General features: G+C 68.2%; 20 protein-coding genes and 7 pseudogenes. 14 read left to right on the top strand and 13 right to left on the bottom strand.

What is annotated here, in order from left to right; translation table 11 throughout:
* Positions 1–128: 128 nt before the first annotated feature.
* A complete protein-coding gene (locus ACZ7L0_RS29005; protein WP_471245472.1) occupies positions 129–551 on the bottom strand; it encodes an HNH endonuclease family protein in 423 nt (140 codons plus the stop codon).
* Between the two features lie 397 nt (positions 552–948).
* Complete coding sequence (locus tag ACZ7L0_RS29000; RefSeq protein WP_471245471.1) at positions 949–2,580, bottom strand: carboxylesterase/lipase family protein; 1,632 nt, start codon at positions 2,578–2,580, stop codon at positions 949–951.
* 110 nt (positions 2,581–2,690) lie between these two features.
* Here ACZ7L0_RS29000 and ACZ7L0_RS28995 point away from each other — a divergent pair, with 110 nt between their 5' ends.
* Positions 2,691–3,251, top strand: a complete 561-nt coding sequence (locus ACZ7L0_RS28995) for a PadR family transcriptional regulator (RefSeq protein WP_471245470.1) — start codon at positions 2,691–2,693, stop codon at positions 3,249–3,251.
* Positions 3,252–3,439: 188 nt separating this feature from the next.
* Here ACZ7L0_RS28995 and ACZ7L0_RS28990 read toward each other — a convergent pair whose 3' ends face one another.
* Positions 3,440–3,580 (bottom strand): hypothetical protein, encoded by a 141-nt coding sequence (locus ACZ7L0_RS28990; RefSeq protein ID WP_471245469.1) that lies wholly within the window; start codon positions 3,578–3,580, stop codon positions 3,440–3,442.
* A gap of 34 nt (positions 3,581–3,614) precedes the next feature.
* Between ACZ7L0_RS28990 and ACZ7L0_RS28985 the strand changes: the two genes are divergently transcribed.
* Both ACZ7L0_RS28985 and ACZ7L0_RS28980 read left to right on the top strand, forming a co-directional pair.
* Positions 3,615–4,229: a hypothetical protein gene (locus ACZ7L0_RS28985; RefSeq protein ID WP_471245468.1), complete on the top strand. Its 615-nt coding sequence runs from the start codon at positions 3,615–3,617 to the stop codon at positions 4,227–4,229.
* 86 nt (positions 4,230–4,315) lie between these two features.
* Positions 4,316–4,821 (top strand): annotated as a pseudogene (locus tag ACZ7L0_RS28980) (hypothetical protein).
* Here the strand turns inward: ACZ7L0_RS28980 and ACZ7L0_RS28975 are convergent.
* Together ACZ7L0_RS28975 and ACZ7L0_RS28970 are read right to left on the bottom strand one after the other, a co-directional pair.
* The gene (locus ACZ7L0_RS28975; protein ID WP_471245564.1) at positions 4,760–4,945 is read right to left on the bottom strand and encodes a transposase; all 186 of its coding nucleotides are present in this window, start codon (positions 4,943–4,945) and stop codon (positions 4,760–4,762) included. The pseudogene ACZ7L0_RS28980 and the gene ACZ7L0_RS28975 sit on opposite strands and share 62 nt — an antisense overlap.
* Before the next feature lie 140 nt (positions 4,946–5,085).
* A pseudogene (locus ACZ7L0_RS28970) lies at positions 5,086–5,349 on the bottom strand (transposase); the annotation flags it as partial.
* A gap of 53 nt (positions 5,350–5,402) precedes the next feature.
* Between ACZ7L0_RS28970 and ACZ7L0_RS28965 the strand changes: the two are divergent.
* Together ACZ7L0_RS28965 and ACZ7L0_RS28960 are read left to right on the top strand one after the other, a co-directional pair.
* A complete protein-coding gene (locus ACZ7L0_RS28965; protein WP_471245467.1) occupies positions 5,403–5,912 on the top strand; it encodes an ATP-binding protein in 510 nt (169 codons plus the stop codon).
* Between the two features lie 134 nt (positions 5,913–6,046).
* Entirely contained in the window at positions 6,047–6,271 is a 225-nt protein-coding gene (locus tag ACZ7L0_RS28960) for a hypothetical protein (protein WP_471245466.1), read from the top strand.
* A gap of 75 nt (positions 6,272–6,346) precedes the next feature.
* Here ACZ7L0_RS28960 and ACZ7L0_RS28955 read toward each other — a convergent pair.
* From ACZ7L0_RS28955 to ACZ7L0_RS28945, 3 genes and pseudogenes are all read right to left on the bottom strand, one after another.
* A pseudogene (locus tag ACZ7L0_RS28955) lies at positions 6,347–6,607 on the bottom strand (DUF6233 domain-containing protein); the annotation flags it as partial.
* A gap of 91 nt (positions 6,608–6,698) precedes the next feature.
* Complete coding sequence (locus tag ACZ7L0_RS28950) at positions 6,699–6,938, bottom strand: hypothetical protein (RefSeq protein ID WP_471245465.1); 240 nt, start codon at positions 6,936–6,938, stop codon at positions 6,699–6,701.
* A gap of 140 nt (positions 6,939–7,078) precedes the next feature.
* On the bottom strand, positions 7,079–7,567 hold the full coding sequence (locus ACZ7L0_RS28945; RefSeq protein ID WP_471245464.1) for a hypothetical protein: 489 nt from the start codon (positions 7,565–7,567) through the stop codon (positions 7,079–7,081).
* 488 nt (positions 7,568–8,055) lie between these two features.
* Between ACZ7L0_RS28945 and ACZ7L0_RS28940 the strand changes: the two genes are divergently transcribed.
* From ACZ7L0_RS28940 to ACZ7L0_RS28930, 3 genes and pseudogenes are all read left to right on the top strand, one after another.
* Positions 8,056–8,262 (top strand): hypothetical protein, encoded by a 207-nt coding sequence (locus tag ACZ7L0_RS28940; RefSeq protein WP_471245463.1) that lies wholly within the window; start codon positions 8,056–8,058, stop codon positions 8,260–8,262.
* Between the two features lie 577 nt (positions 8,263–8,839).
* Positions 8,840–8,968, top strand: coding sequence for a hypothetical protein (locus ACZ7L0_RS28935; protein ID WP_471245462.1), 129 nt, complete (start codon positions 8,840–8,842; stop codon positions 8,966–8,968).
* Positions 8,969–9,058: 90 nt separating this feature from the next.
* Positions 9,059–9,178, top strand: a pseudogene (locus ACZ7L0_RS28930) (lamin tail domain-containing protein); the annotation flags it as partial.
* Between the two features lie 373 nt (positions 9,179–9,551).
* On the opposite strand, the gene ACZ7L0_RS28925 reads toward ACZ7L0_RS28930, so the two are convergent.
* A complete protein-coding gene (locus tag ACZ7L0_RS28925; protein ID WP_471245461.1) occupies positions 9,552–10,142 on the bottom strand; it encodes a hypothetical protein in 591 nt (196 codons plus the stop codon).
* 80 nt (positions 10,143–10,222) lie between these two features.
* Positions 10,223–12,202, bottom strand: a complete 1,980-nt coding sequence (locus ACZ7L0_RS28920; protein ID WP_471245460.1) for a hypothetical protein — start codon at positions 12,200–12,202, stop codon at positions 10,223–10,225.
* A gap of 476 nt (positions 12,203–12,678) precedes the next feature.
* On the opposite strand from ACZ7L0_RS28920, the gene ACZ7L0_RS28915 reads away from it, so the two are divergent.
* On the top strand, positions 12,679–12,951 hold the full coding sequence (locus ACZ7L0_RS28915; protein WP_471245573.1) for a hypothetical protein: 273 nt from the start codon (positions 12,679–12,681) through the stop codon (positions 12,949–12,951).
* A 115-nt stretch (positions 12,952–13,066) separates the two neighbouring features.
* Here ACZ7L0_RS28915 and ACZ7L0_RS28910 read toward each other — a convergent pair.
* Positions 13,067–13,342, bottom strand: a pseudogene (locus tag ACZ7L0_RS28910) (replication-relaxation family protein); the annotation flags it as partial.
* A gap of 1,016 nt (positions 13,343–14,358) precedes the next feature.
* Between ACZ7L0_RS28910 and ku the strand changes: the two are divergent.
* Positions 14,359–15,273 (top strand): annotated as a pseudogene (ku, locus tag ACZ7L0_RS28905) (non-homologous end joining protein Ku).
* Between the two features lie 330 nt (positions 15,274–15,603).
* On the opposite strand, the gene ACZ7L0_RS28900 reads toward ku, so the two are convergent.
* Positions 15,604–16,002 carry a peptidase inhibitor family I36 protein gene (locus tag ACZ7L0_RS28900; RefSeq protein ID WP_471245459.1) on the bottom strand — a complete coding sequence of 133 codons (399 nt, stop codon included), beginning with the start codon at positions 16,000–16,002 and terminating at the stop codon, positions 15,604–15,606.
* 190 nt (positions 16,003–16,192) lie between these two features.
* The gene (locus ACZ7L0_RS28895) at positions 16,193–17,038 is read right to left on the bottom strand and encodes a patatin-like phospholipase family protein (protein WP_471245458.1); all 846 of its coding nucleotides are present in this window, start codon (positions 17,036–17,038) and stop codon (positions 16,193–16,195) included.
* 73 nt (positions 17,039–17,111) lie between these two features.
* Between ACZ7L0_RS28895 and ACZ7L0_RS28890 the strand changes: the two genes are divergently transcribed.
* The 4 genes and pseudogenes from ACZ7L0_RS28890 (at position 17,112) to ACZ7L0_RS28875 (ending at position 19,977) form a co-directional block, all read left to right on the top strand.
* Positions 17,112–17,681, top strand: coding sequence for a TetR/AcrR family transcriptional regulator (locus ACZ7L0_RS28890; protein WP_471245457.1), 570 nt, complete (start codon positions 17,112–17,114; stop codon positions 17,679–17,681).
* Positions 17,682–17,935: 254 nt separating this feature from the next.
* Positions 17,936–18,265 (top strand): annotated as a pseudogene (locus tag ACZ7L0_RS28885) (IS701 family transposase); the annotation flags it as partial.
* Between the two features lie 324 nt (positions 18,266–18,589).
* Positions 18,590–19,720 (top strand): hypothetical protein, encoded by a 1,131-nt coding sequence (locus ACZ7L0_RS28880; protein WP_471245572.1) that lies wholly within the window; start codon positions 18,590–18,592, stop codon positions 19,718–19,720.
* Positions 19,717–19,977, top strand: coding sequence for a hypothetical protein (locus ACZ7L0_RS28875; RefSeq protein WP_471245456.1), 261 nt, complete (start codon positions 19,717–19,719; stop codon positions 19,975–19,977). The genes ACZ7L0_RS28880 and ACZ7L0_RS28875 overlap by 4 nt, the downstream gene beginning before the upstream one ends.
* Positions 19,978–20,246: the final 269 nt, after the last annotated feature.

Below are 20,246 nucleotides of genomic sequence, written 5' to 3'. Positions count from 1 at the left end.
AAGCCGGATCGGGCTGACAGGCCCGACGGGTCGTGTGGGGGCAGGACCGGGGCGAGGCCGCCGCGTCGTGCCCGGCCGAGCGCGGCGCCCGGTGCCGGGAGGCGCCGGGGCAGCGGTTGTCGGCCGTGTCAGCGGGCCAGGGTGACGGTGACGGGCGCGTTGGGGCAGCCGGCGAGCACATCAGTGAGCGCCGCCTGCTCGGAGGAGTCGATGCTCAGGCCCCAGCGTGTCTTGTCGGCGACCCAGTCGGTGGCGTACTGGCAACGGTACCCGGGGGCCGGCGGGAGCCAAGTCGTTGGATCCTGGTCCGCCTTGGACCGGTTCGAGGCGGCAGACACAGCGATCAGGGCGCGGTCGTCGCCCGGGTCGTTGGCGTAGGCCTCCCGCTCCGATGGCTCCAATCGGAGGCGCCGGAGTCCCAGGTTCTCGGCGAGCGGGACCAGGTGGTCGATGTCCAACCCCGACGAGCCCTCGATATAGCGGTCGTCATAGGGCGAGTACCAGGAGCCGCCGCTCAGCGCACACCGCGCGCCCTGCACTGGTGCGCTCACCGCCTCGGCCTTGAGGACCTCGGCACGGGTGTTGCAGCCGTCCTTGTCGACATCAACCCAGTGCTTGAACGCGGTCCGCTCATACCCGGTGCGGTCCTCGGTGCGGACCGCAAGCTGATGGCGATCTTTGAAAACGGCCGCCCCTGCTCGCCCTCCCCACTTTGTTGCGGGCTTAACCAGGGCGGGTTGGCCAGCGAGGTTTGGGAGCGTCGCAGACTGTCAGGGGGTGGCCGTGGGCCATCGCGCGGCGATGCCTGACGAGCGACCTTGACGGGCGGCGTTCCCGCACCCTTGGGGGCGTTTCACGAGTGGCCTTCGCTTGCGGCGATGAAGCCCTGTGGAGATCACTTCCTGTGGGGGGCGTTCCCCGCGCGTGGGCGCGGGGAACGGGTGCGGGTCAGGGGGTGGCGGCGGCGTCCCACAGGTCGCATTTGTGTGCGGCCTCGGTCTCCGACGTTGCGGTATTGCCGCTCTGTGAGGCGGTCCGTAGCTGAAGCACTTCACCAGGCGTCGAGGTCTGGTCCGGCATGGCGGGCTGGCCGGGGGCGCTCGGGGCTGAACCGTGGATGAAGGAGCCCCAGTAGGCGGTCATCTGGTCGGCCAGGGTGCGCTGTTCGGTGTTGAGATGGGCGCTGATGCCGTATGGCTTGAACAGGTAGTTCAGTTCGGCCGCGTGCGTCGCGCCGAAGTCGAAGTCGGCGTTTTGCGGCAGGGAGGCGAACAGCGGGGAGGTGCGGTCGGCGAACTCGTACGCGTAGACCTGCCCGCGGCTGGCCAGGCGCGCGCTGGTACGCAGTGCAGGGCAGGCGAAGAGCTGGTCACCGAAGGCCGCGGCGTAGGCGTAGCCGGGGCGCTGGTAGGCACTGAGCGGGTAGCGCGCCAGGGCCTTGGCGCCGGTGGCGTCGCCGAAGGCGGACGTCAGAGCCTTGGGGTAGGAGTCGGAGGTCAGGGGGTTGCCCCAACGGTCGAAGCTGTCGTAGGAGAAGACCAAACCCTCGTGGCTGTTGGCGCCGTTGAGGACGGGAACGTGGGAGGCCCGGCCGGAGGTGAAGGCCTGCGCGGGCTGGAGGGGCAGTGCACGGCCGCCGACGGTGTAGTTCCAGGTCTCGAGGAATGTGCCGTTCTGTGCGTCGAGGATCGCCTTGGTCGGCTTGGCCCGCAGGCAATCGGTCACGGTCGCCGGGTCGATGCAGCCGAGCTTCTTGGCGAAGGTGATTCCGGTGGCGACGGCCTTCTCACGGGTGATGCCCGCGCAGTCGAAGTAGGCACCGCTCTGGATGATGGCCGCGCGGTACAGGCCCCGGCCGGCCGGGGAAGCGAGCTGGGCGCAGACCGCGCTGCCGCCGGCCGACTCGCCAGCCAGGGTGACCTGCCGTGGGTCACCACCGAAGGCTCCGATGTTCGACTGGACCCAGCGCAGCGCCTGCTGCTGGTCGAGCAGCGCGAAGTTTCCGGTGGTCCCGGGCAGGGTCAGGAAGCCGAGGGCGCCGAGCCGGTAGTTGACGGTGACCACGACGGAATTCGTTCGGCGGGCGAAGGTGTCGGGGACGATGTCGCGGGCGTCTCCGCCGATGTTGGCGCCGCCGTGGATCCAGACGAGAACAGGCAGCCGGGACGAGCGGGCGGCCGTGGGCGGCGTGTACACGTTCACGTCGAGGCAGTCCTCGGTGGTGTGCTGCTTTTCGTAGCCGGGCGCCCAGTAGGTGTTCTGCGCGCAGTAGTCGCCGTACTGGGTGGCATCCCGGACACCGCGCCAGTTCGCCGGGCGACGGGGGGCTTGCCAGCGCAGGTCGCCGATGGGCTTCGCGGCATAGGGGATGCCGAGGAACTGCCGCCCCCCGGCCGTGCTCTCCCCGCGGACCAGGCCCTGGTCGGTGCGGGCGAGGAGGGAGCGTTCGAAACCGGCCGTTGATCCGGCCCCGGTGGGCGTGCTCGCCAGAGCGGGGGCGCAGGTGAGCGCCAGGACGGTGGCGGTGAGCGTGATCAGGTTCCGGCGCAGTCGGCGCCAGGGTCTCAAGGTCTGGGGCATAGGGTCTCCCGGTGCGTGGGTGGCCCGGCGGGGACGGCTCGGGCACCGTGAGAGTAGGGGCAAAGTGGCATAGGTGACTAGTGCCATAGGTAAAAGGGGTGTAACCGCGAATGAAGCTGGAGCACGTGTTGCTGGGAATGGTGGCCATGCGTCCCTGCACGGGGTACGACCTGAAGCGTTGGCTGGACAGCGAGATGGGCCGGATGCTCCGCATCCGTACGCAGCAGAGCCAGGTGTACCGGACGCTGAACCGTATGTGCGCCGACGGCTGGGTCCGCTACGACGTGCAGCGCAATGAAGGTCGGCCGGATGCCAAGGTGTACTTGGCCACCGAAGCCGGCGTGCGGGAGCTGCGCGAGCGCCTTGCCATCCCGTACACGCCGTCACCCGATTTCGGCGACCCGGAGTTCTTGGTCCGCTACACCTTTGCGATCTTCCTCGACCGCGACGAACAGGTCCGCCTCGTGCAGACTGAACTCGACGCGCGCCTTGCACAGCTGGACAGGTTCCGGGCCCGGGAAATCCGCGATGAGCCCTGGCTGCCCGGCGTCGACCAGCCCCGCATGGCCCAGATCCTGGATCATGTCCACGACTACAAGGACCTCGCTCTGGACACGCACGTGCGCTGGCTTAAGCAGACACTGGCCGAGCTCACCGAGAAAGGGGGGTGACCTCGGCCGCCCGCAGGATCGGGACACTCGAGGAGAACCCTGCGTCGCGACACGGACCATCACCAGCAGCACGCTGCCTCTTGGGTGCCGGGCGGACCTGCCTCACGGAATCAGCCACGTCGCGCGGGTGGGGACCAAGAGCAGGTCTGGGGAGAGAGCCGAGCAAGGGTGGGGAATTTCAAGAATCGTCAACAAAGCCGGGCGAGGGCGTCGCGTACCGGCAGGGTGACCGCGTCGTCCGGCGCGGAGACGGCGGGGGCGGCGTGGGCAGTCGTGGGGAACAGCAGGGCGGCGAAGGCGGCAGCCGCAGCGGCGTAGTCCAGGCGCACGAGTGGACGTCCTCTCGAAGATCACTTGCAGTGCGTGATCTTCGTAGCGGCTCCGCCGCGCGGCACGCCCGAGGTTGGCTGTGCCTCACTCGATCAGACGGTCAGGCACACCCGCCCGCCTGGCTGTACAGGCCGGCATGAGCATCCTCGATACCTCCATAGCCGCGGCCTCACCAGCGTTCAGCGGCATCGCTGCCGGTGCGCAGCATGGAAGGCCTCCCGCGAGGCCAACAGGGCAGCCTGGAAGGCGAACGAAACAGCTGAATCCATCGCGCAGATCGAGCGGGACCGCTGGCACAAGGAACTGACACCCCAGCTCCGGATCAAACTCCAGGCCGAGCCTCATGAAGTGCTGTACGTGCGGTTCGACGGCCCGGCCAACCTCGGCGAGCTCCAGATCCAGCTGACCATCCGGGACGACACCGACCGTCCCCGACCCAACGACGACCGGCCGCACCTTGCCGGCACTCCGACGCCCGAGCAGATCGCGGAGGTCGTCTGGGGACCTTACCGATTTCGGCCCGGGATTGATCGCGCGGACGAGCTGGGCCGCTCGGTTTCGGCGTTTCCTCTTCTCCCCTGTGACCGCACTCGGTTGGCTCTCGCCCCCTCCCTGAGAGGTCGTTCTCTTTCCGAACCTCGTGTGTGACTTTTGCTGGTCAGACATGAGATCGCGGCTGTCGCGGAAGTCTCGGCTCGTTGCTGGCTGAGTCGTGGGGGTGGCGGATGCCGTCGATGCAGGCGGTGTTGGAAGCGCGGCAGAAGGCCGCGGCGGTGCGGGTGGAGGACCTCGGAGCCGAGCTGGAGCGGGTGCGGGTGGCTCTGGCGGAGGCAGAGGAGGTGCTCAGACGCCGGGTGATCGGTCTGGAGCAGTATCTGGAGGCGCTGGCCGAGGGGGATGCGCCCGCCGAGGCCGTCGTCGTGTCGCAGACGAAGCCGGTAGGCCCGCGCCGGGCGGTGCCACACCGCCAGGACGCGGCCGGAACCGAGGTGCTGTCGGTGGACTACCAAGCGTTGATGGCCGCCGCCAGGGAAGCGGGGGCCGATGTGCTGGGTGCCCGGCGGGGGCGGTGGTGCTGGGCTGGGACAGCGCCTCCGCCTCCCGTGTCGAGGGAGCGAGGGCCCGGCTGAAACGGCTCGTGGAACGGGGCTGGCTGGTCGAGGAGAAGCCAGGCAGGTTCACGCTGCCCGCGACGGAGCAAGACGCTGCTGGTGCTGGGCGGCCAGGCGGCGGCTCATGAGCATGGTCATCGACCACAGGACGACGGTCTCGCTGGTGTCGGCGCGCCGTTCGTAGTCACGAACCAGGCGCCGGCTGCGCAGGAGCCAGGCGAAAGATCTCTCGACGACCCAGCGGCGGGGCAGGACCTGAAATCCTTGGATGTCGTCGCTGCGGCGGACGATGTCGAGGGCGACTCCGAGGTATGGACGGTCCAGTCGGTGAGGTGGCCGGTGTAACCGCCGTCGGCCCAGACCCGCACCAGCCGCCGGAAATGCTTCTTCGCCGCAGGCAGCAGAATGCGGGCAGCGTCCCGGTCGGTCGTGGACGCCGGCGTGACCAGCACAGCCAGCAGAAGCCCGAGGGTGTCAGTGAGCAAGTGGCGCTTGCGCCCGTTGATCTTCTTCCCGGCGTCGAAGCCCCGCGAGGCGTGGGTAACGGTGGCGTCCGCCTTCACCGACTGCGAGTCCACGACGTCTGCGGTCGGCTCCGGACTTCGGCCCTCAGCGCCGCGGACGGCCTCGCGCAGCCGGTCATGCAGTTCGGCCATCAGCCCCGTGTCCCGCCAGCGGGCGAAGAAGGCGTGAGACGGGGGCGGGTTGCATGGGGCAGACCGCGGGGGATGAGGGACAAACAGCCAAGGACCGCGATCTGCTGTCGGCGTCGGCCGCTTTTGACGGCGACTCCTCCTGCATCGGCGCCGCGCGGCATCTGGCCACCACCTTCCTCACCAAGGTGCAGGCCGTGCACGGGCTGCCGGTATCGGAGCGGGCGATGGGCATGACGCAGCTGGTGGTCAGCGAACTGGTGACCAACGCGGTGAAGTACGCGCCGGGCCTGGTCATGCTCGATCTGCAGATCACCGAGGGCGCGGTGCGGGTGTCGGTGTGGGACAGCGATCCGGCCCTGCCGGACGTCGCCGCCACCGATCCGCAGCGGGTCGGCCGGCATGGTCCGGAGATCACCCTCGCCGTTAGCCAGGGCTATGGGGTCCACCGCGAGCCGGTCGGAAAACGCGTCACGGCGCTGCTCGCGCTGGCCGACGACCCCGGCGGAAGCATCGCCGGCCGCACTGCGCCATCGGGGGCCCGGAGGGGAGGCCAACCCGCATGACGGGCTCGATCCGGGGCAGGTGCACGGGATGGCGTCACCCCCGTCTGCACTCACCGCCCAGGTACGGCACGTCCTCAGCGAGGCCGGCTTCTAACCTGGTCGCGGAGACGGACGGCGGGATGCCGGGCCCGCGGGTGAGTGAGGTTCCCGAAGGGGTGCTGGTCCGGTGGGCGGCATCCGACGAATTCACCGCGCTGACCGCCAGCCAGCCGGGCCATGCATCGAACGACAGCATGCGGGCGGTGGTGCAGGCCGCGGTGTCGGGAATTCTCATGCAGCGGGGATACACCGTCACAGCAGCAGAAGAAGACGGCATTCTCGTTCTGTCATTCGCCGCGGCACCAACCCGGCAACGCTAGAAGCCATCCACAGACACGCAAGCAGGGCGTCTACACGGGCCGGGGAACGCTTGCTACGCGTTGGCCAGCCCCAAGTCAGGTGTCGGTGATGTGGTCGAAGCCGCGGAGTAGCGGTGTGACTTCCTGTGCGCACCGCACAAGGTGCACAGCCGCGTCGCCGGATTCTCCGCGACGTCCAGGGCGCGCATCCACTTGAGCGGCGGCGCGTCCTTCGGCGCTTCCTCACAGTCCCGCGCGTGCAGTACGCCCTGGGCGGGACCGCGCCCGCCGCGCCTTCTGCAGCACCCACCCCGAAGGCCGGCGCTCTCCGAGGACCTCGCGGACAGCCGACTGCGGGGACCGCTCCAGCCGCTCGCCGCTTGGCCGCGTCATCGGAGGGTGTGGTCACGACCCCACGGTAAGCACCGCCGCTGCCAGCTGATGGATGTCACCGCTCGGGCAGTTTGCGGCGCAGAAGGTCCATCGACTTCTTTACGTCTTCGAGCTGGCCACCGAGCACCCGCATACGCCAGTCCATGCGCTCCATCCGGGCAGCGACCGCCAGCGACGCGAACGCCTGCGCCAGCTGTGCCGCGCCCGCATCGCCCTCCATTGCCTTCTTGGCGTACCTAGCGGCGACCCCTTCGTACCGCTTCGCACGCTCCACCGCACCTTCGTGTTCGGTCATGCAACCCCTCCATCCCCGGGGGCCGGTATGTGACCGAGCACTGCGGCAGAGGGGCGGTTCGAGCGGAAGAAGCTTCCCGGCTTGGCACCTACCGTCGACTTCCTTCGAGCCCTTCTTCCGTGTCACTGCTGGGCGAGCTGTCAGCCGCTGACCGGTTCGCCCACGGCGGTGGGTTCTCGGTTCTCGTCGGCGGCGGCACTCTTCTTGCCGTAGCCGCGGTGGACGCAGAACAGTTGGTCTTTGCTGCCGTAGGGATCGCGGTAGACGATCAGGGCGGGGCCGGCGCCGCTGGCGTGTTTGGGGAATTCGGTGTCCGGGCTCCAGGTGGAGCCGTTGAAGGCCGTCCACCACAGGCTCTGGTCGTTGTTTCCGCGGTGAACGCAGTACAGCTTGCCCTTGAAGACGGCCAGGGCCGGTCCGGCGACGGTCGCCTTGCCCGGGATGAGGGTGTCCTGGCTCCAGTGGGTGCCGTCGAAAGTCGTGTACCACATGCTGGCGTCGCCGTTGCCCCGGTGGACGCAGTACAGCTTGTTGTTGTAGACGGCCAGCGCCGGGTTGGAGGACGTGGCGACGCGGGGAATCTCCTGGTCGGGGCTCCAGCTGGTGCCGTCGAAGCGGGTCCACCACACGCTGGCGCTGCCGTTGCCCTTGTGGACGCAGTACAGGTAGTCGCCGCAGACGGCCAGGGCAGGCCCGGTGTCGGTGCCGTGCCGCGGGAATTCCCGGTCGATTTCCCAGGCGCCGGTGGCGGTCCGGGGAGGTCCACCACAGGCTGTTGTTGCCGTTGCCCTTGTGGACGACGTACAGCTTGTCGCGGAACACCGCTGCCGCCGGCCCCGCGTCGCTGGCGTGCCGGGGGAAGGACTCGTCCGCGCTCCAGCCGTTGTTGGGCGTGTAGTTCGGCGGCGGGGCGGGGATGTAGAAGGTCTGCCACAGGCTCTTGTCGGAGCCGCCGCCGCGGTGGAGCGCCCACAGCTTGCCCCCGAGGATCGCCAGGGCCGGGTTGTCCTGGCTGGCGTGGAGGGGGAACCGCTGGTCCTCGCTCCACTCCTCCCCCGGCTTCCGCCCCTCCTCGAAGACCGTCCACCACGGACTGGTGTCCTCGTCAGGGGCTTTGGTGATCGGGCTGAGCATGCCCGGCGCGAACCACGGCGAGACGAGCCGGCAGCCGTACCCGGCGGAGACGGCCTTGATCAGCGCGGCCCGGACCTTGCAGTACAGCTCCACGATCTTGTTGAAGGGCGACGGCAGGATTTTGCCCGCGACATCACCGATCTGCTCACTGAATTCCGATGCCCTGTCGGCGGCCTCGGCGTTGAGGTGAAGCTCGAAACCCCACCAGTGCGTGTCCGGCCTGACCAGGGGCTCGCTGCTGGCCAGCTTCTTACGGGCGGCCAACTCCCTGAGGGCACGCTCGGCGCGCTCCAGGTCCTGCGCCGTCGGGACGGCGTGATCATGCCCCAGCCGGTGCTTCCTGCACCGAAACCGCTTCATCAGTGGCCATCTGCACTCCTGCCTGTCGATGCGATACGCACGCAAGGTGCCTGTGCTTGAGCGTTGCGGACCCCTGCGAAGCTGGTGAGCCCACCTCACCACACAGCGACATTAACTTAAAGTAGCTATTCGGATACCATCAGTGCCCGAAACGCGGGCCGAAACGCTTCAGCAGCCGGGCTACGCCCGGCCGCTCTGCCGCATGGCGATTTCCGCCCGCCCGCCTGGCGGAGGCGGGGGCAGGGTCATTTGCAGGCGGCCCGAGAAGCAGTGGTTCATCGACCTTTCCGGATGGACACCAGGTTTACGTGGCTTTGTAGGTGAGTTTCCGAACTCAGCAACATTGGTCACGAGGCAGGACCCTGAAGTGACTTCCAAAGTCGTCGACAAATGCATCCCGTACCCGCGTGCATAGCCAGGCGCTGCGCACCGACGACCCGATCGATGCGATCGGGGAGGAACGCGAGCTCGTCCTCGCGTCCCGCCGCTACGCGATGTTCGGCGACCATCGCGCCCTGCAGGGCACCGTCCTATGACCGCTGCTGATGAGCGCGGCCGGGGGACGCCGGCTACTGCCGCTGCCTGGCCAACTGGATCGCCTCAACCGCATCCTTGCCGTTTCTGATCGCAAGTACGTGTGGGACAACCACTCCGACACGGCCACCCTGCGCAACGACCACGACCGCTTCATCGACGACGCCTCCTGGGGCGGGCGCCACCACCACGGCGATGGCCGCCACCACTGACCCTGCTTCCCACACTCGCGGCACGAGAATCCACGGGATATGGCCCCGGCTGTTCGCCCGGCCGGGGCCATCCGGCGTTCAGAGCGCGTACTGGACGCCACGGACGCACCCCGGATCCATGCCGGCCCGGCATCATCCTCCGGTTCCTCGCCGGGCTGCGGGCTTTTGAGCTGGTTAGCCTCTTCTTCACTCTTCGTGCATCTGACGGGCCCGCAGGAACTGGTTACTCAGTGTGAGGTCTGGAGGGCTGCGCGGTTCCTGGCCTGCCGGTCTCGCGAACGCGTACGGTGATCCGCTTTGTGGTGGTGCTGCCATGCGGTGGGGGTTTGCGGGTCACCTCGCGTCTGTGCGGACCCCGCCGGGTTTGCTGCTGTCAGGTTTTGATGATGGCGGCGGGCAGGGTACCGGTGAGTATCGCTTCCTTCGGCAGGGTCAGACCGAACCGCTGTTCCAGGATCTCCATGGGGCGCCGCTTGTCGGCTTCCAGTGCGGCGACCAGCTCGGCGTTGTTCCCAAGGACATTGACGACTCCTACCCAGTCGTCGTTGTTGAGATCACACATCACTTCGTACACGCCATCGTGGTTGTAACGGAAATGCGGGGGAGGGACGTTCGGGTGCTCGGCCATGAAATAGAGCTCGTATGTATGCGCACCGCCGTGAGAGATCTCAGGAGTGTCGAATTGGCTGAGGGTCTCCTGCCAGGGGCCGTAGCCGATGGAGAAAGAAAGGTCACCGACCGATCCGTAGCGGACGCCCACGGTCGTGTCCACGGGCTTGCTGCGGTCGATCTGGAACAGGTCGGCTTCAAATGCTTCATGTGTGCGCAGGCCGATGAAGCGGGGCTCGGCATTAGGAACGAGCCGCCGTACGAGGTCTTCGGGATCGATACCGCGCGCGAATATGGTGCAGTAGCCGCCGGGGAGGGGAACCGGGTCTTCGAGCCACTGAAGGCCGTCGGTCATGAAGCAGCATCTCCTGTCAGGAAAGGAGCGGGGGCGGCGCCACCGTAGTCGATGCGCACCGCCCCCACAGGTTGTTCAGGTCACTTGACCGTGCACTTCACGGTCGCTGCGGTTGCGCTGCACCCGGAGAATTCGGGGGCGTAGTACCAGTAGGCGTCCTTTTCGAGCATCCGGTTCGGCTGCGTGAACTGCGACGGGAACGGCTGCATGGACTGCGTGTTCATCCAGTTCGACATGGTGGAGCGTCCGCAGACTTCCTTCCACGTTGGCGCAGCCTGGCGCATGTCGTCATAGAAGTGCCACACATCGGTCTGGGTGCGCTGTGAGTATGTCTGCACACACTGATTACCCGAAGAGACCGGGTTGAGTCCGTCGGGGGCCGGCATGCCGCCGCTGTTGTAGGTGGCGGCATAGGCGAACTCGTCGCACGACAGCGGGTCGTTCCCGCTGGGCGTGTTGCCCGGGAGGGTGGTCGTGTCGGGGTTGCCTGACTTTGCGGCCCAACTTGACGGACAGATCACGGCACGGTTCTGGGTCGGTGTACGCCCGGTGCTGGAGCCGCTGGCCGGCAAGTACAGCAGCGGCTTGCCAGCTGTCTGGCTTCCGGGGTGGTTGGGTAGCTTGGTCTGTGTCAGCCAGGCGTGTGCGACGGAAGCCGGGAACTTCTTGAAGTTCATGACCCAGGTCGGCTTGTAGGCGGAGAACACGCATCCCGGCGTAGCCGTGGCAACGGCATCGCAGCGGATGTCGAGATCAGGCACCGAGTTGCCGATGTCCCCGTCGGGGAAAGCGTCCGGCAGCTGATTGGGGACGGTGTTGTCCCATTTCCAGGTGAGCTGTACAGGAACGATGCCGCCGGCCTGTACACCGCTGACGGTGTGCGTGAACGTCGCGGTTGCCTCGTGGTAGTCAACGCCGGTCGTCGACCAGGTAGGAGGCGCCGACCACGTGGGGGCGCTCGTGGCGCACTGAGGGGCGCAGCTGAACTTGGGCCGCAAGGTGAGCGGTCCCCACTCCGAAGCCTCGCCGGCCGCGTCACGGAAGGACAGAGGCTTCAAGGTCCACTGCTGGGTGAACGTATTCGACTTGATGTCTGTCTTGATTTCGATCTGCGAGGCGAAAATAGCGCGACCCACCGGCCAGATCTCCCCGTTGGGAAGTTTGGAATAGATCGTGTTGGTGATTTCGTTCGCCTTTTTCACGCAGCCTTCGGTGCGCTTGATGTAGTCCTGGCCGACCGCCGCGCCGTCGCACCAGGAGACGAGGCTGGAGACACCGACGGTGCGCAGCCCCTTTGCCACCTGCGAACGCTCGTCAGGCGTCATGTCCGCAGGCCTGCCAACCGTGGCGCAGTAGATCCTGGCGCCTGTCTCCTTGCAGCCCTTGCCGAGTGGTGCCGGCAACTCGTCCCTGGTCAGCGAGCCGGGGTTGCCGGGGGATGAATTCACATGGTCGTTGGTGACCTGCGGCTTCTGATACTGGTCCAGGTCAACGGCCGGCGCGTCCTTGTTGGGCTCAGGCAAGGTGATGTCGACGGCGTGGCTGCGGATCGTGAACTTCGCCCACGGGGACCAGTCAGTCTCGTACAGGCCGCCATCGTAGGCGGAAGTACGGAACGCGTACGTCGAGCCGGGCTTGAGGTAGCCGTAGTCGATGGTGACGGAGGCTTTCTCACCGGACTTGACGTAGCCGGAGACGGGCATGCCGTACTGGTTCTTATCGGTGTCGAGGTGTGCCTTCGGCGAGCCGTCCGTGTTCACGGTCCACACGTCGAACGTCAGATCACTCTGGTCGCCATCTGGGTCGGTCACCGTGTTGCGCAGGGTCACGGTGGTGCGATCCACTTGCCATGTATCCCCCACCTTTTTCCATGCCGGGCCGGCCTCCGGGGTTTTGCCCGAGACGGGCCGCCCGCCGGCAGCCGCGAGGGCGTCGCCGTGGAGTTCGGGTCCTGCGGCCGGCGTCGCCGACGGCGGCAGATGCAGCCTGCTGGCCGTATTGGGCTCGATCGGGGCCGTCTCGGCAGAGGCCGGCATGACACCGGTCAGCGTCAGCAGCATCGCGCCTAAAGCCGCACGTAACCACCAGCGTTTATGTCGATGCACGAAGATTCGTGTCCTTCCCCGTAAGGGCTCAAACAGGTGTGCGATTGATCGCACAGGCGCAAGATCCTATGGAGGAAGATCATGGAAGTTGAAGACTATTTACAGTCACTTCATAGGCGACCCACAGAAGTCAGCTGCGATGTGCCGGCCACTCCCTCCGCGCACACAAGCTGACCGCAGGCAGCCGCCTCCGGGACGTTCGACCACTGCGCCGCCGATCCGCCACGCCGCCGCCGGCCGCATCGCGTCCTTTCCGGCGGGCAACTTGGCACCCTCCTGTTCACCGACCTGAACTGAATCGCCACCGTCCAGCCCTGTCTGGAGGACGCCCGGTTCATCAGGCGCACCCCACCCCTTGGATTGAGCTGCACCTCCGGGCGCGGACCCGCCAGGCATCCGGCCGCCACCGTGACTCCGGTACAAGGGAGGGTGTGCAGCTGACGATAGACACGCAGACCGATACCTACGAGCAGGCGATCGCGGCCGTGAAGGCCGCCTACGGCCTCAACCCCGCCGCCGTGGCGAGCAGTTGGCCCGATGCCCCCGCGGCGGTGCCCCGGCCGGGCCCGGAGACCCTGAGCGGTGAGGACCTGGGGCAGCGCTGGACGGAGCGGATGCTGTTCGACACCGTCGCCGCCGTGGTCCCCGGCGCCCGGGCCGTGCGTGACTGGGTGATCCCGTCCGCAAGCTGCCCCACCGTGTGAAGCACTCCCTGACCGAAGGCCGTGGGGGCGATGAGGACTCCGAAGGCCAGCCGAGGGGGTGGTGGACCTCGGGGATCCAGTCCAGTGGCCGGCACTCGTCGCCGCGGCGACGGGCATCTTGCAGGAAGGCGAGCCCGGTCTCCGTCACCGTCAGCGCATGCCCTGCCCGCAGCCGGGCCGCGGTGCGGTCCGCGATCAGCCTCGGCGGCCGCCGCTGGCGTAGCTCGGGCCATTCGGAGGCGACGTCCACGCCGTACTGCGTGGCGAACCACACCCGCGTCCGGCCGGCCTGCGGCAGAGTGACGCGGTCGATAAGCCCCTCGCCGCGCAGCTTGGCCAGGCGGCGCCGGGTCTGCTCGATCCGCACCTCGGGCGCGATCACCAGATGCATCTGTTCCGTCGTCGCCATCCGGTACTGCGCCAGTACGGCCAGCGCCAGCCGGTCCCCGCCGCCGGCGTCCACGTTCAGCATCGCCGCTGCTGCCCTTCATGTACGGAGCGGCGCCGGTCTTGTCCGGCGTCGCGCGTACCGTCCAGGCCAGCAGTCGGCCCCGACCACATGACCGACCACGAAGGCCCGACCAGCGTCACACTGTGATAACCCCGCCCCCGACCACGCCCGCAAGCCCTCCGGCATCCCCTCCCGCAACCCCACCGACAACTGTCCGCACACACCGGGCGCCTGACGGCATATCCGCAGGTCACTACGCCTTTCAGGCGTGGTCGGGTAGCCCGACATCCCCCTCTGCACCCCCACAACGACCCCCACCCAAGAAGGAAGAAGGAAGGGGAGGGCGGGGCGTGGTGAGGTGGAGCGGCCGGGGGATAGGGCGGTCCTCCAGGGGGTGTTGCGCGTCGGTGGGGCCTTCGCGCTCCGCGCCGGACGAGTTGGCGCACCGGAAGGATCCGGGCGTCAGGTGGGCGCAGCTGCCGGACAGACGTCAGGGCGAGGGCTGCGCCGCCTGCGGGGCTGGGCCTGTGTCGTCTTGGTCCTGGCCGTGCTCGTACAGGGCGCGGGCGTCGGTCACGGCGCGCTGCCGGCCGCGCTCGCCTGCCGGTGGTCGCCGCTGGCGGCGGCCGGTCGGTCAAGGCCCGGATCAGGAGACTGCCATCACGGCCCCTCGTAGGGGGCCGCGTGCCCGTGGGGGAGCGGATGTTCATGGCGCGGCACACCAAAAAGCACAGGAAGCACAGGAGCACGGCGTCCAGGAGGCGGCCCGCCTGTCCAAGGAGACGACCGGCCTGAGCCGTCCATGACTCGGACCGTATCTGACACGCTGGACGCGACTGGCGACAGACGGCCAGGGCTTGCGCCGCGTGGCAGCGAGCATGCGGCTGGGGATGCGGTGAGGGCCGGCGCTGGTGTGGCTGGGCTGGGGGTGCTCGGGGCGTATGCGGAGGTGTGCGATGCCCCGGACGATCTGGAGTGGTGCGATCAGCTTCGGTCTCGTGACCGTTCCCATCCACGTGGTGTCCGCTACCTAGGATCATTCGGTGCGCTTCCACCAGTTTCACCTTGCGGATATGTCGAGGGTCCGGGTGCGCAAGGTGTGCGAGCTGGAGGACCGCGAGGTCAGCCAGAGCGAGATCGGCAAGGGCTACGAGCTGACCAGGACGCAAGTCATCCCCATCACGGACGAGGAGCTGCGGAACCTGCCGCTGCCGACCGCGAAGGCGATCGAGATCGAGGCGTTCGTGCCGCTGGAGTCGGTGGACCCGCTGCGGATCGGCGAGGGCTACTACCTGCAGCCGGACGGCCAGGTCGCGGCGAAGCCCTACCAACTGCTCGTTCAGGCACTGGGCAGATCATCGAAGGTGGCGGTGACCAAGTACGCCTGGTCGGGCCGGGAGCGGCTGGGCCTGCTGCGGGTCCGCGAGCAAGTGCTGGTGCTGCATGCGATGCGCTGGCCGGACGAGATCCGCGATCCCTCGCAGCTGTACCCGCCGGCCGTCGACGTGGCCGAAGGGGAGATCGAGGGCGCGCTGGCGCTGATGGACACGATGTTCCGCGACGATCTGGCGGGTCCTGGGTTCCGTGACGAGTACACCGAGGCCCTGGAGAAGATCATCGAGGCGAAGCGGGCGGAGCAGCCGCTGCCCGAGACACCCCAGCAGGAGCCGCAGCCGGGCGCCGTACTCGACTTGATGTCAGCCCTGAAGGAGAGCGTCGCCAAAGCCGAGGCCTCCCGTAGCCGGGGTCCGGCGGAGGTGCACGAACTGCCAGAGACGAAGCCGCCCGCCAAGAAGCCCACGGCGAAGGCCAGCGCCGGCAAGACGGCCGCGAAGAAGGCGACGGCGCGCAAGCCCCGGCACAGCGCATAGCCGGACACTGGCGGGGCGATGATGGAGATGCGGGTCTCCGTCGTGGGATCCCCCGAGCTGGGACGGGGACCCGCGTCTGTCCAGCTGCCGCGCCGGCGCAGGTGGGCGGCAGCGCGTTCCTGTGCGGCTGGCGTCGCGTCTGACACGGAGGGTCGGTGACTGCCTTACGCTCGGATGCGAGCCAGTGTCACCTGGACCGGACGACTCAGCGACGGACGTGAATGCGCGCCCGGATCCTGGGCCCCCGGCCCTGCTGTTCAGGGACGGAGGGCTCACCTCTGGTCGGCGGTAGCCCGCGCCGGGGCGTCGGCTGCTCCGGTGGCCGGGGTTCTATCCGCAGTCGTTGCGGTTGATCTTCAAAGAGCGGGTCTGGTCGTTGAGGTTGTAGCCGCGCAGGTCATGGATGGAGCCGCCGCTGCGGGCTACGCAGACCCACCGGCCGGCGTAGTTCCTCTTCTCGTAGACGCGGGCGGTGCGGTCGGAGTTGTTCCTGATCGAGCTGCCGCGGTCGCGGATCGCGGCCGGCAGGTCTTTCACGCTGCCGTCGACCGCGCGCCGGACCCAGGGCTGGCCGCCGAAGTTGATCTCCGGGTAGATGCACACGTAGCCGGACGGGCAGTCGATGTCGGCGCGAGCCGTGCCGGGTGCGCCGGAGGCTGAGGTGGAGGCCGTCAGCGGGAAGAGACTCAAAGCGGCGACCGCCGCGGACCGCATCAGAGTTTTGATCATGTTCCAGGGATAGCGTTCTACGGGTAGCCGGACGGCCGGGAAGGCGACCAGGTTCACTCGCGTGGAGGTGCCCGGGGGAGTTGCCACGGGTCCAGGCGGTGAAGGGCCTTGACCCGGAAACGTGCTCACTCGATCGATCCACATCGCCCAAAATGCAAAGGGGTGGAGCGAAGAGCGACTCGGAGTCTTTTCAGCCGCGGGCCGAGGCAGGCCGCCAGTGCGCGCGTAGTCCCTCAGCTGCCGCGCTGGCCTGGGCCCCGCCCGCCTGGTAGGCCGCCTTCCACGCTTCAGGGTCGCTCTGCTCGGCGTCCAGGAGGCGCACCGCGGCCGGATCGGGGGCCAGGATGTGGGCACCGTCGGCCGTGGGGTGTGAGTGGTGGTGGGCGAGCGGGTCGACCACCACCACCGTGCGGGCATCGCCCGCCAGGTCGGTGTTGGTGCCGGCTCGCAAGGCGCCGTCCAGATAGCGGCGGCCGTCGATGGCGACAGGGGGCTCAATCCCAGGGAAAGCGCTGGACGCGGCGACCGCGCGAACCAGTGGGACGCCCGCGGTGGCGTCCCACACGATCGGCTCGCCGCTCTCGGCGTCAACGGCCGGGATCAGCAGAGGGCGTCGCGGCCAGCTGTCGGCGGCGATCAGTGCGGCGCGCTGGGCGATCAGCTGGTTCTCCGCCTCCGCGTCGACGGTTTCCAGGGCGATGCGGCCCACCCGGCGACGGGCGTCGGCAGGGTTCAGGCCCGGGTCGCTGAGGACGGCGAACACCGCCCCGGTCACTGCCGGGTCGGGGCGGTGCGGCGCGGACGAGGCGTTGGCGGAGGGCCGGACGGTGGCGAGGCGGGCGGGGTCCTGCCCGGTGGCGATGACTGCGCCGACGATCGCCCCGGCTGAGGTACCCACGATGAGGTCAGCCTCACCCAGGTCAACCCCGAAGCTGCGTAGGCCCACCGTCAGTCCGGCCGTCCATGCGGTGCCAAGGCGCCCGCCGGGCCCCAGGACCAGTGCCCGGTCGAGGTCGTGCATGCCGTCGGTCTTCATGGCTCTCCGTCCGTTATTGAAACGCCTGTGTCATATACTTGCACGGCGCTATCGCACGAGAGGACGGTGCACCGTGGGACGACCTTCCGATCCCGCCCGGCGTGACCGCGTTCTGGCGCAGGCCACCGACTACGTCCTCGCAGAGGGGCTGGCCGGGTTGAGTCTTCGCCCGCTGGCGGTGGCACTGGGTACCAGCCCGCGGATGCTGCTCTACGACTTCGGCAGCAAGCAGGAGCTGGTGGCCGCGGTTCTCGCCGAGGCGCGCCGGCGCGGCGCTGAGCGCCTCGCGCACGGCCTGCCGCCGAGCGGCGCCACCGTCCAGGAGCGGCTGGGCGGGATCTGGACGTGGCTGAGTGCGCCCGAACGCGCCCCGTTTGTTCGACTGTTCTTCGAAGTCCACGCCGACCTGCTGGCCCACGCCGAGCGCTACCCGGACCAGGCGGGGGCGGTCACCGACTGGTTCGGCCCACTGCGCACCGTCTTCGCCGACATCGCCACCGGGAACGACGACACCGCCACCCCCACCCTCGTCATGGCCGTCATGCGAGGCCTGCTGTTCGACCTCACCACCACCGGCGAACGCGAGCGCATCAATCTCGCCCTGGAGCAGTTCGCCGCCCTCCTGCAGGCGCCCACACCCTGACATCTCGGCGTGCCCCTCCCAGGAGCCGCTGCTGCGCTGAATTCCCCCCGGATCCGCTGCAGTTCACGGATGCCGGCGGATCGTCGCAGTACCCATCGCCATCACTCGATCAGAGATGACAGCTCTGCCTGACTCAATCCAGCGACCTGTCCGACTTTGCGTCACCACTCCGGCAATGTGCCGCCTTCCGGTGCGCGTCGGAGGCGTGCTGGGAGATGCCATGGTCGGATGTCCGCCAAAGCGGATCAAGCCCAGACTGGGCCCTCATCGACCTCGTTTCGAACGGGCCCGGGGCCGTCATCAGATGCTGATCCGCCGCAACCGCACGACCGGCGAACGCGCCTACTACCGCTGTTTCCTCACCCGAGCTGGTGCCCTTGGCCGAGCTGGTGCGGGTTGCCGGATCCAGATGGCGGATGGAGGAGACCTTCCAGAGCGGGAAAGGGCTGGCCGGGCTCGATGAGCACCAGGTCCGCCGCTTTCCCTCGTGGGCCCGCTGGGCCACCCTTGCGCTGCTCGCCCACGCCTTCCTCGCCACCGTCCGCGCCGAGGGATGCGCCCGCCGGCCCGCACCCGAGGGGCTGCTAGGCGGCAGGACAGATCGTCATGCATTCGGCCGCCTGAAGACGGGCTGCGCCCTTGGGCTGGGGTCAGCCGCAGGCTCACTGGGTGTCGGATGGCAGCGCTGGCTTTCTGCGCGATGCCGCCTGGCGCCGGCGGTGATCGCGCAGGGCGCCTGCCGCATGAGCGACGCAGCATTGGCCGTAGCCGTCACTGAGGGGCGGGCAAAACCGCGAATCGTCCAGTCCGGGAAAGCATGTCGCCGCCCGGGCTGCACTGAAGTCACCGTATTGATGGATAAATCCGGGCGATGGCACGAACACTGGACTGGCCACGAGGAGGTGCCCTTGACTCTTGATAACGCATCAGGAACGGTCCTCGTAGATCAGACCATGATCGCCGATGCCGCCCGCCTGCTGCAGAACGTCCCGCACGGTCAAGCCTTCGCAACCTACTTGGTGGACACGGGATTCGACTCCGTGTTGGCCGCGCAACTGGAGGACCGGCTCCGGGCCGTTCCGGTGACGAACGCCGAGCGTCTGGCAGATCTATCCGCCCTCTGCGACGCGTTGCTGCTCTACGACAAGTTGTACATCCTTCGCTGCGAGACCCCGCCAGACGCTGAGGAACTGGAACTTCGCCGCTCCTTGATCAACCTGGGCATCGTCGAGGAGATCGACGTTGCCGAGCATGGTCCAGCCATCGCGAGCGAACTCGTACTGTTCCTCAACGCGATGGAAGGCGAGAGCGTCTCTTCGTTGTTGGAAGACATCGCGGCGGTCGTGCAGGACAGCCTCGCCGAAGAGGACGAGACTGGGACGTACAGCAGGACCACCAGCATGATCGACGCGTTCCGTGACGGCATGGAGGGCCGCCACTTCGTCCGCGGCGACCTCGCGGAGGACTCCCTGACGGCGATCGTGCGCACGATCATCGCCGATGTCCAGTTCTTCGGCAGCGGCTCCATGTTCAGGGCGGTGTCGACGCTTCGCACCTTCGTCTACTGGCGCCTGGCACCCCGGCTGGGTCTGTCCATGTACCCGTCAAGTCGAAGGCTCCCGTCCTACAGGGCGATCACACAGTACGTCGACCGCTCCCTGCGGGAGCAGGCGTACGGCGCGGTCGCGGAGCGGTCCGCCCCACCGTGGACGAGGTGTACGAGACCGAGGCGACGCTGCCGATCTATCTGCCGCCGGGCGCCGCCGTCTTCCTGGACACCCTTCGTGAGCTCCGATCGGTGCCAGACAGCCTGCTCTCGGTGCGCAGGCGTTACCAGGGCCTGCGCGACGCGTTCCGCAAGCTTCAGGAGGACTCAGCCGCCTCACGGACCCTCGGCGAACGGCACCGCAGCCGGCAACGGTTCGCTGCAGTGTTGGAGGAACTCCGGAGGCCGGACGGCGCCACCTCCGCCGTCCTGGAGACTTCGATCGGTCTGCTGCCCGACGTCGTCAAGGCCACAGCGAACCCTCTCAACGTGACGGGCTACGGCGAGAACCTGATCCGCAGACCGGCGACCTGGATCAAGGACTGGTGGCGCAAGCGTCCCTACCGGCTTGCCTTCCAACTCCCGGACCACCTGCTGGAGATCGCGAACTACCAGCTGCTGCTGCACGAGGCCACCGGAGTGCGCATCACGGAGGCGGAGATACAGGCACAGATACTTGAGGACGAGGGCCACTACCCGCCGGCCCGCCGCCCCGGCCCTGTCGCGGGCGCCGACGGCGCGAGTTCATGACAGGAGCGTCGAACGCCGGGCCGGGCTAGCGACCGCGCCGCAACCGGACGATCTTCGCGCCTGGCGAGGTGGTGCACCTAAGCGAGTCGAGTCTGGCACCGGACGACTACCCCGCGTTCAGCGCGGGCCACCGCGTCGCCTGCTGGCACCGCTCCGCGGTGGTCCACAAGGACAACGGACAGCCGGCTCCTTGCTGCGCCGTCGCCCTGGCTTCGGGGCGGCGCGCTTCTGCCGAGCTGGACTCGTTGCCGTGCCCGATTGGTGTGGTG

Source organism: Streptomyces sp. NPDC039424 (assembly GCF_055639495.1).
The sequence above is the reverse complement of the archived record's forward strand: the minus strand, read 5'-3'. Positions and strand labels throughout refer to the sequence as shown.

Coding starts and splice junctions, on each gene's coding strand:
- ACZ7L0_RS29000 (WP_471245471.1), bottom strand. CDS start 2,580: ATGCCCCAGACCTTGAGACCCTGGCGCCGACTGCGCCGGAACCTGATC.
- ACZ7L0_RS28995 (WP_471245470.1), top strand. CDS start 2,691: ATGAAGCTGGAGCACGTGTTGCTGGGAATGGTGGCCATGCGTCCCTGC.
- ACZ7L0_RS28965 (WP_471245467.1), top strand. CDS start 5,403: ATGGGGCAGACCGCGGGGGATGAGGGACAAACAGCCAAGGACCGCGAT.
- ACZ7L0_RS28950 (WP_471245465.1), bottom strand. CDS start 6,938: ATGACCGAACACGAAGGTGCGGTGGAGCGTGCGAAGCGGTACGAAGGG.
- ACZ7L0_RS28925 (WP_471245461.1), bottom strand. CDS start 10,142: ATGACCGACGGCCTTCAGTGGCTCGAAGACCCGGTTCCCCTCCCCGGC.
- ACZ7L0_RS28920 (WP_471245460.1), bottom strand. CDS start 12,202: ATGCTGCTGACGCTGACCGGTGTCATGCCGGCCTCTGCCGAGACGGCC.
- ACZ7L0_RS28900 (WP_471245459.1), bottom strand. CDS start 16,002: ATGATCAAAACTCTGATGCGGTCCGCGGCGGTCGCCGCTTTGAGTCTC.
- ACZ7L0_RS28895 (WP_471245458.1), bottom strand. CDS start 17,038: ATGAAGACCGACGGCATGCACGACCTCGACCGGGCACTGGTCCTGGGG.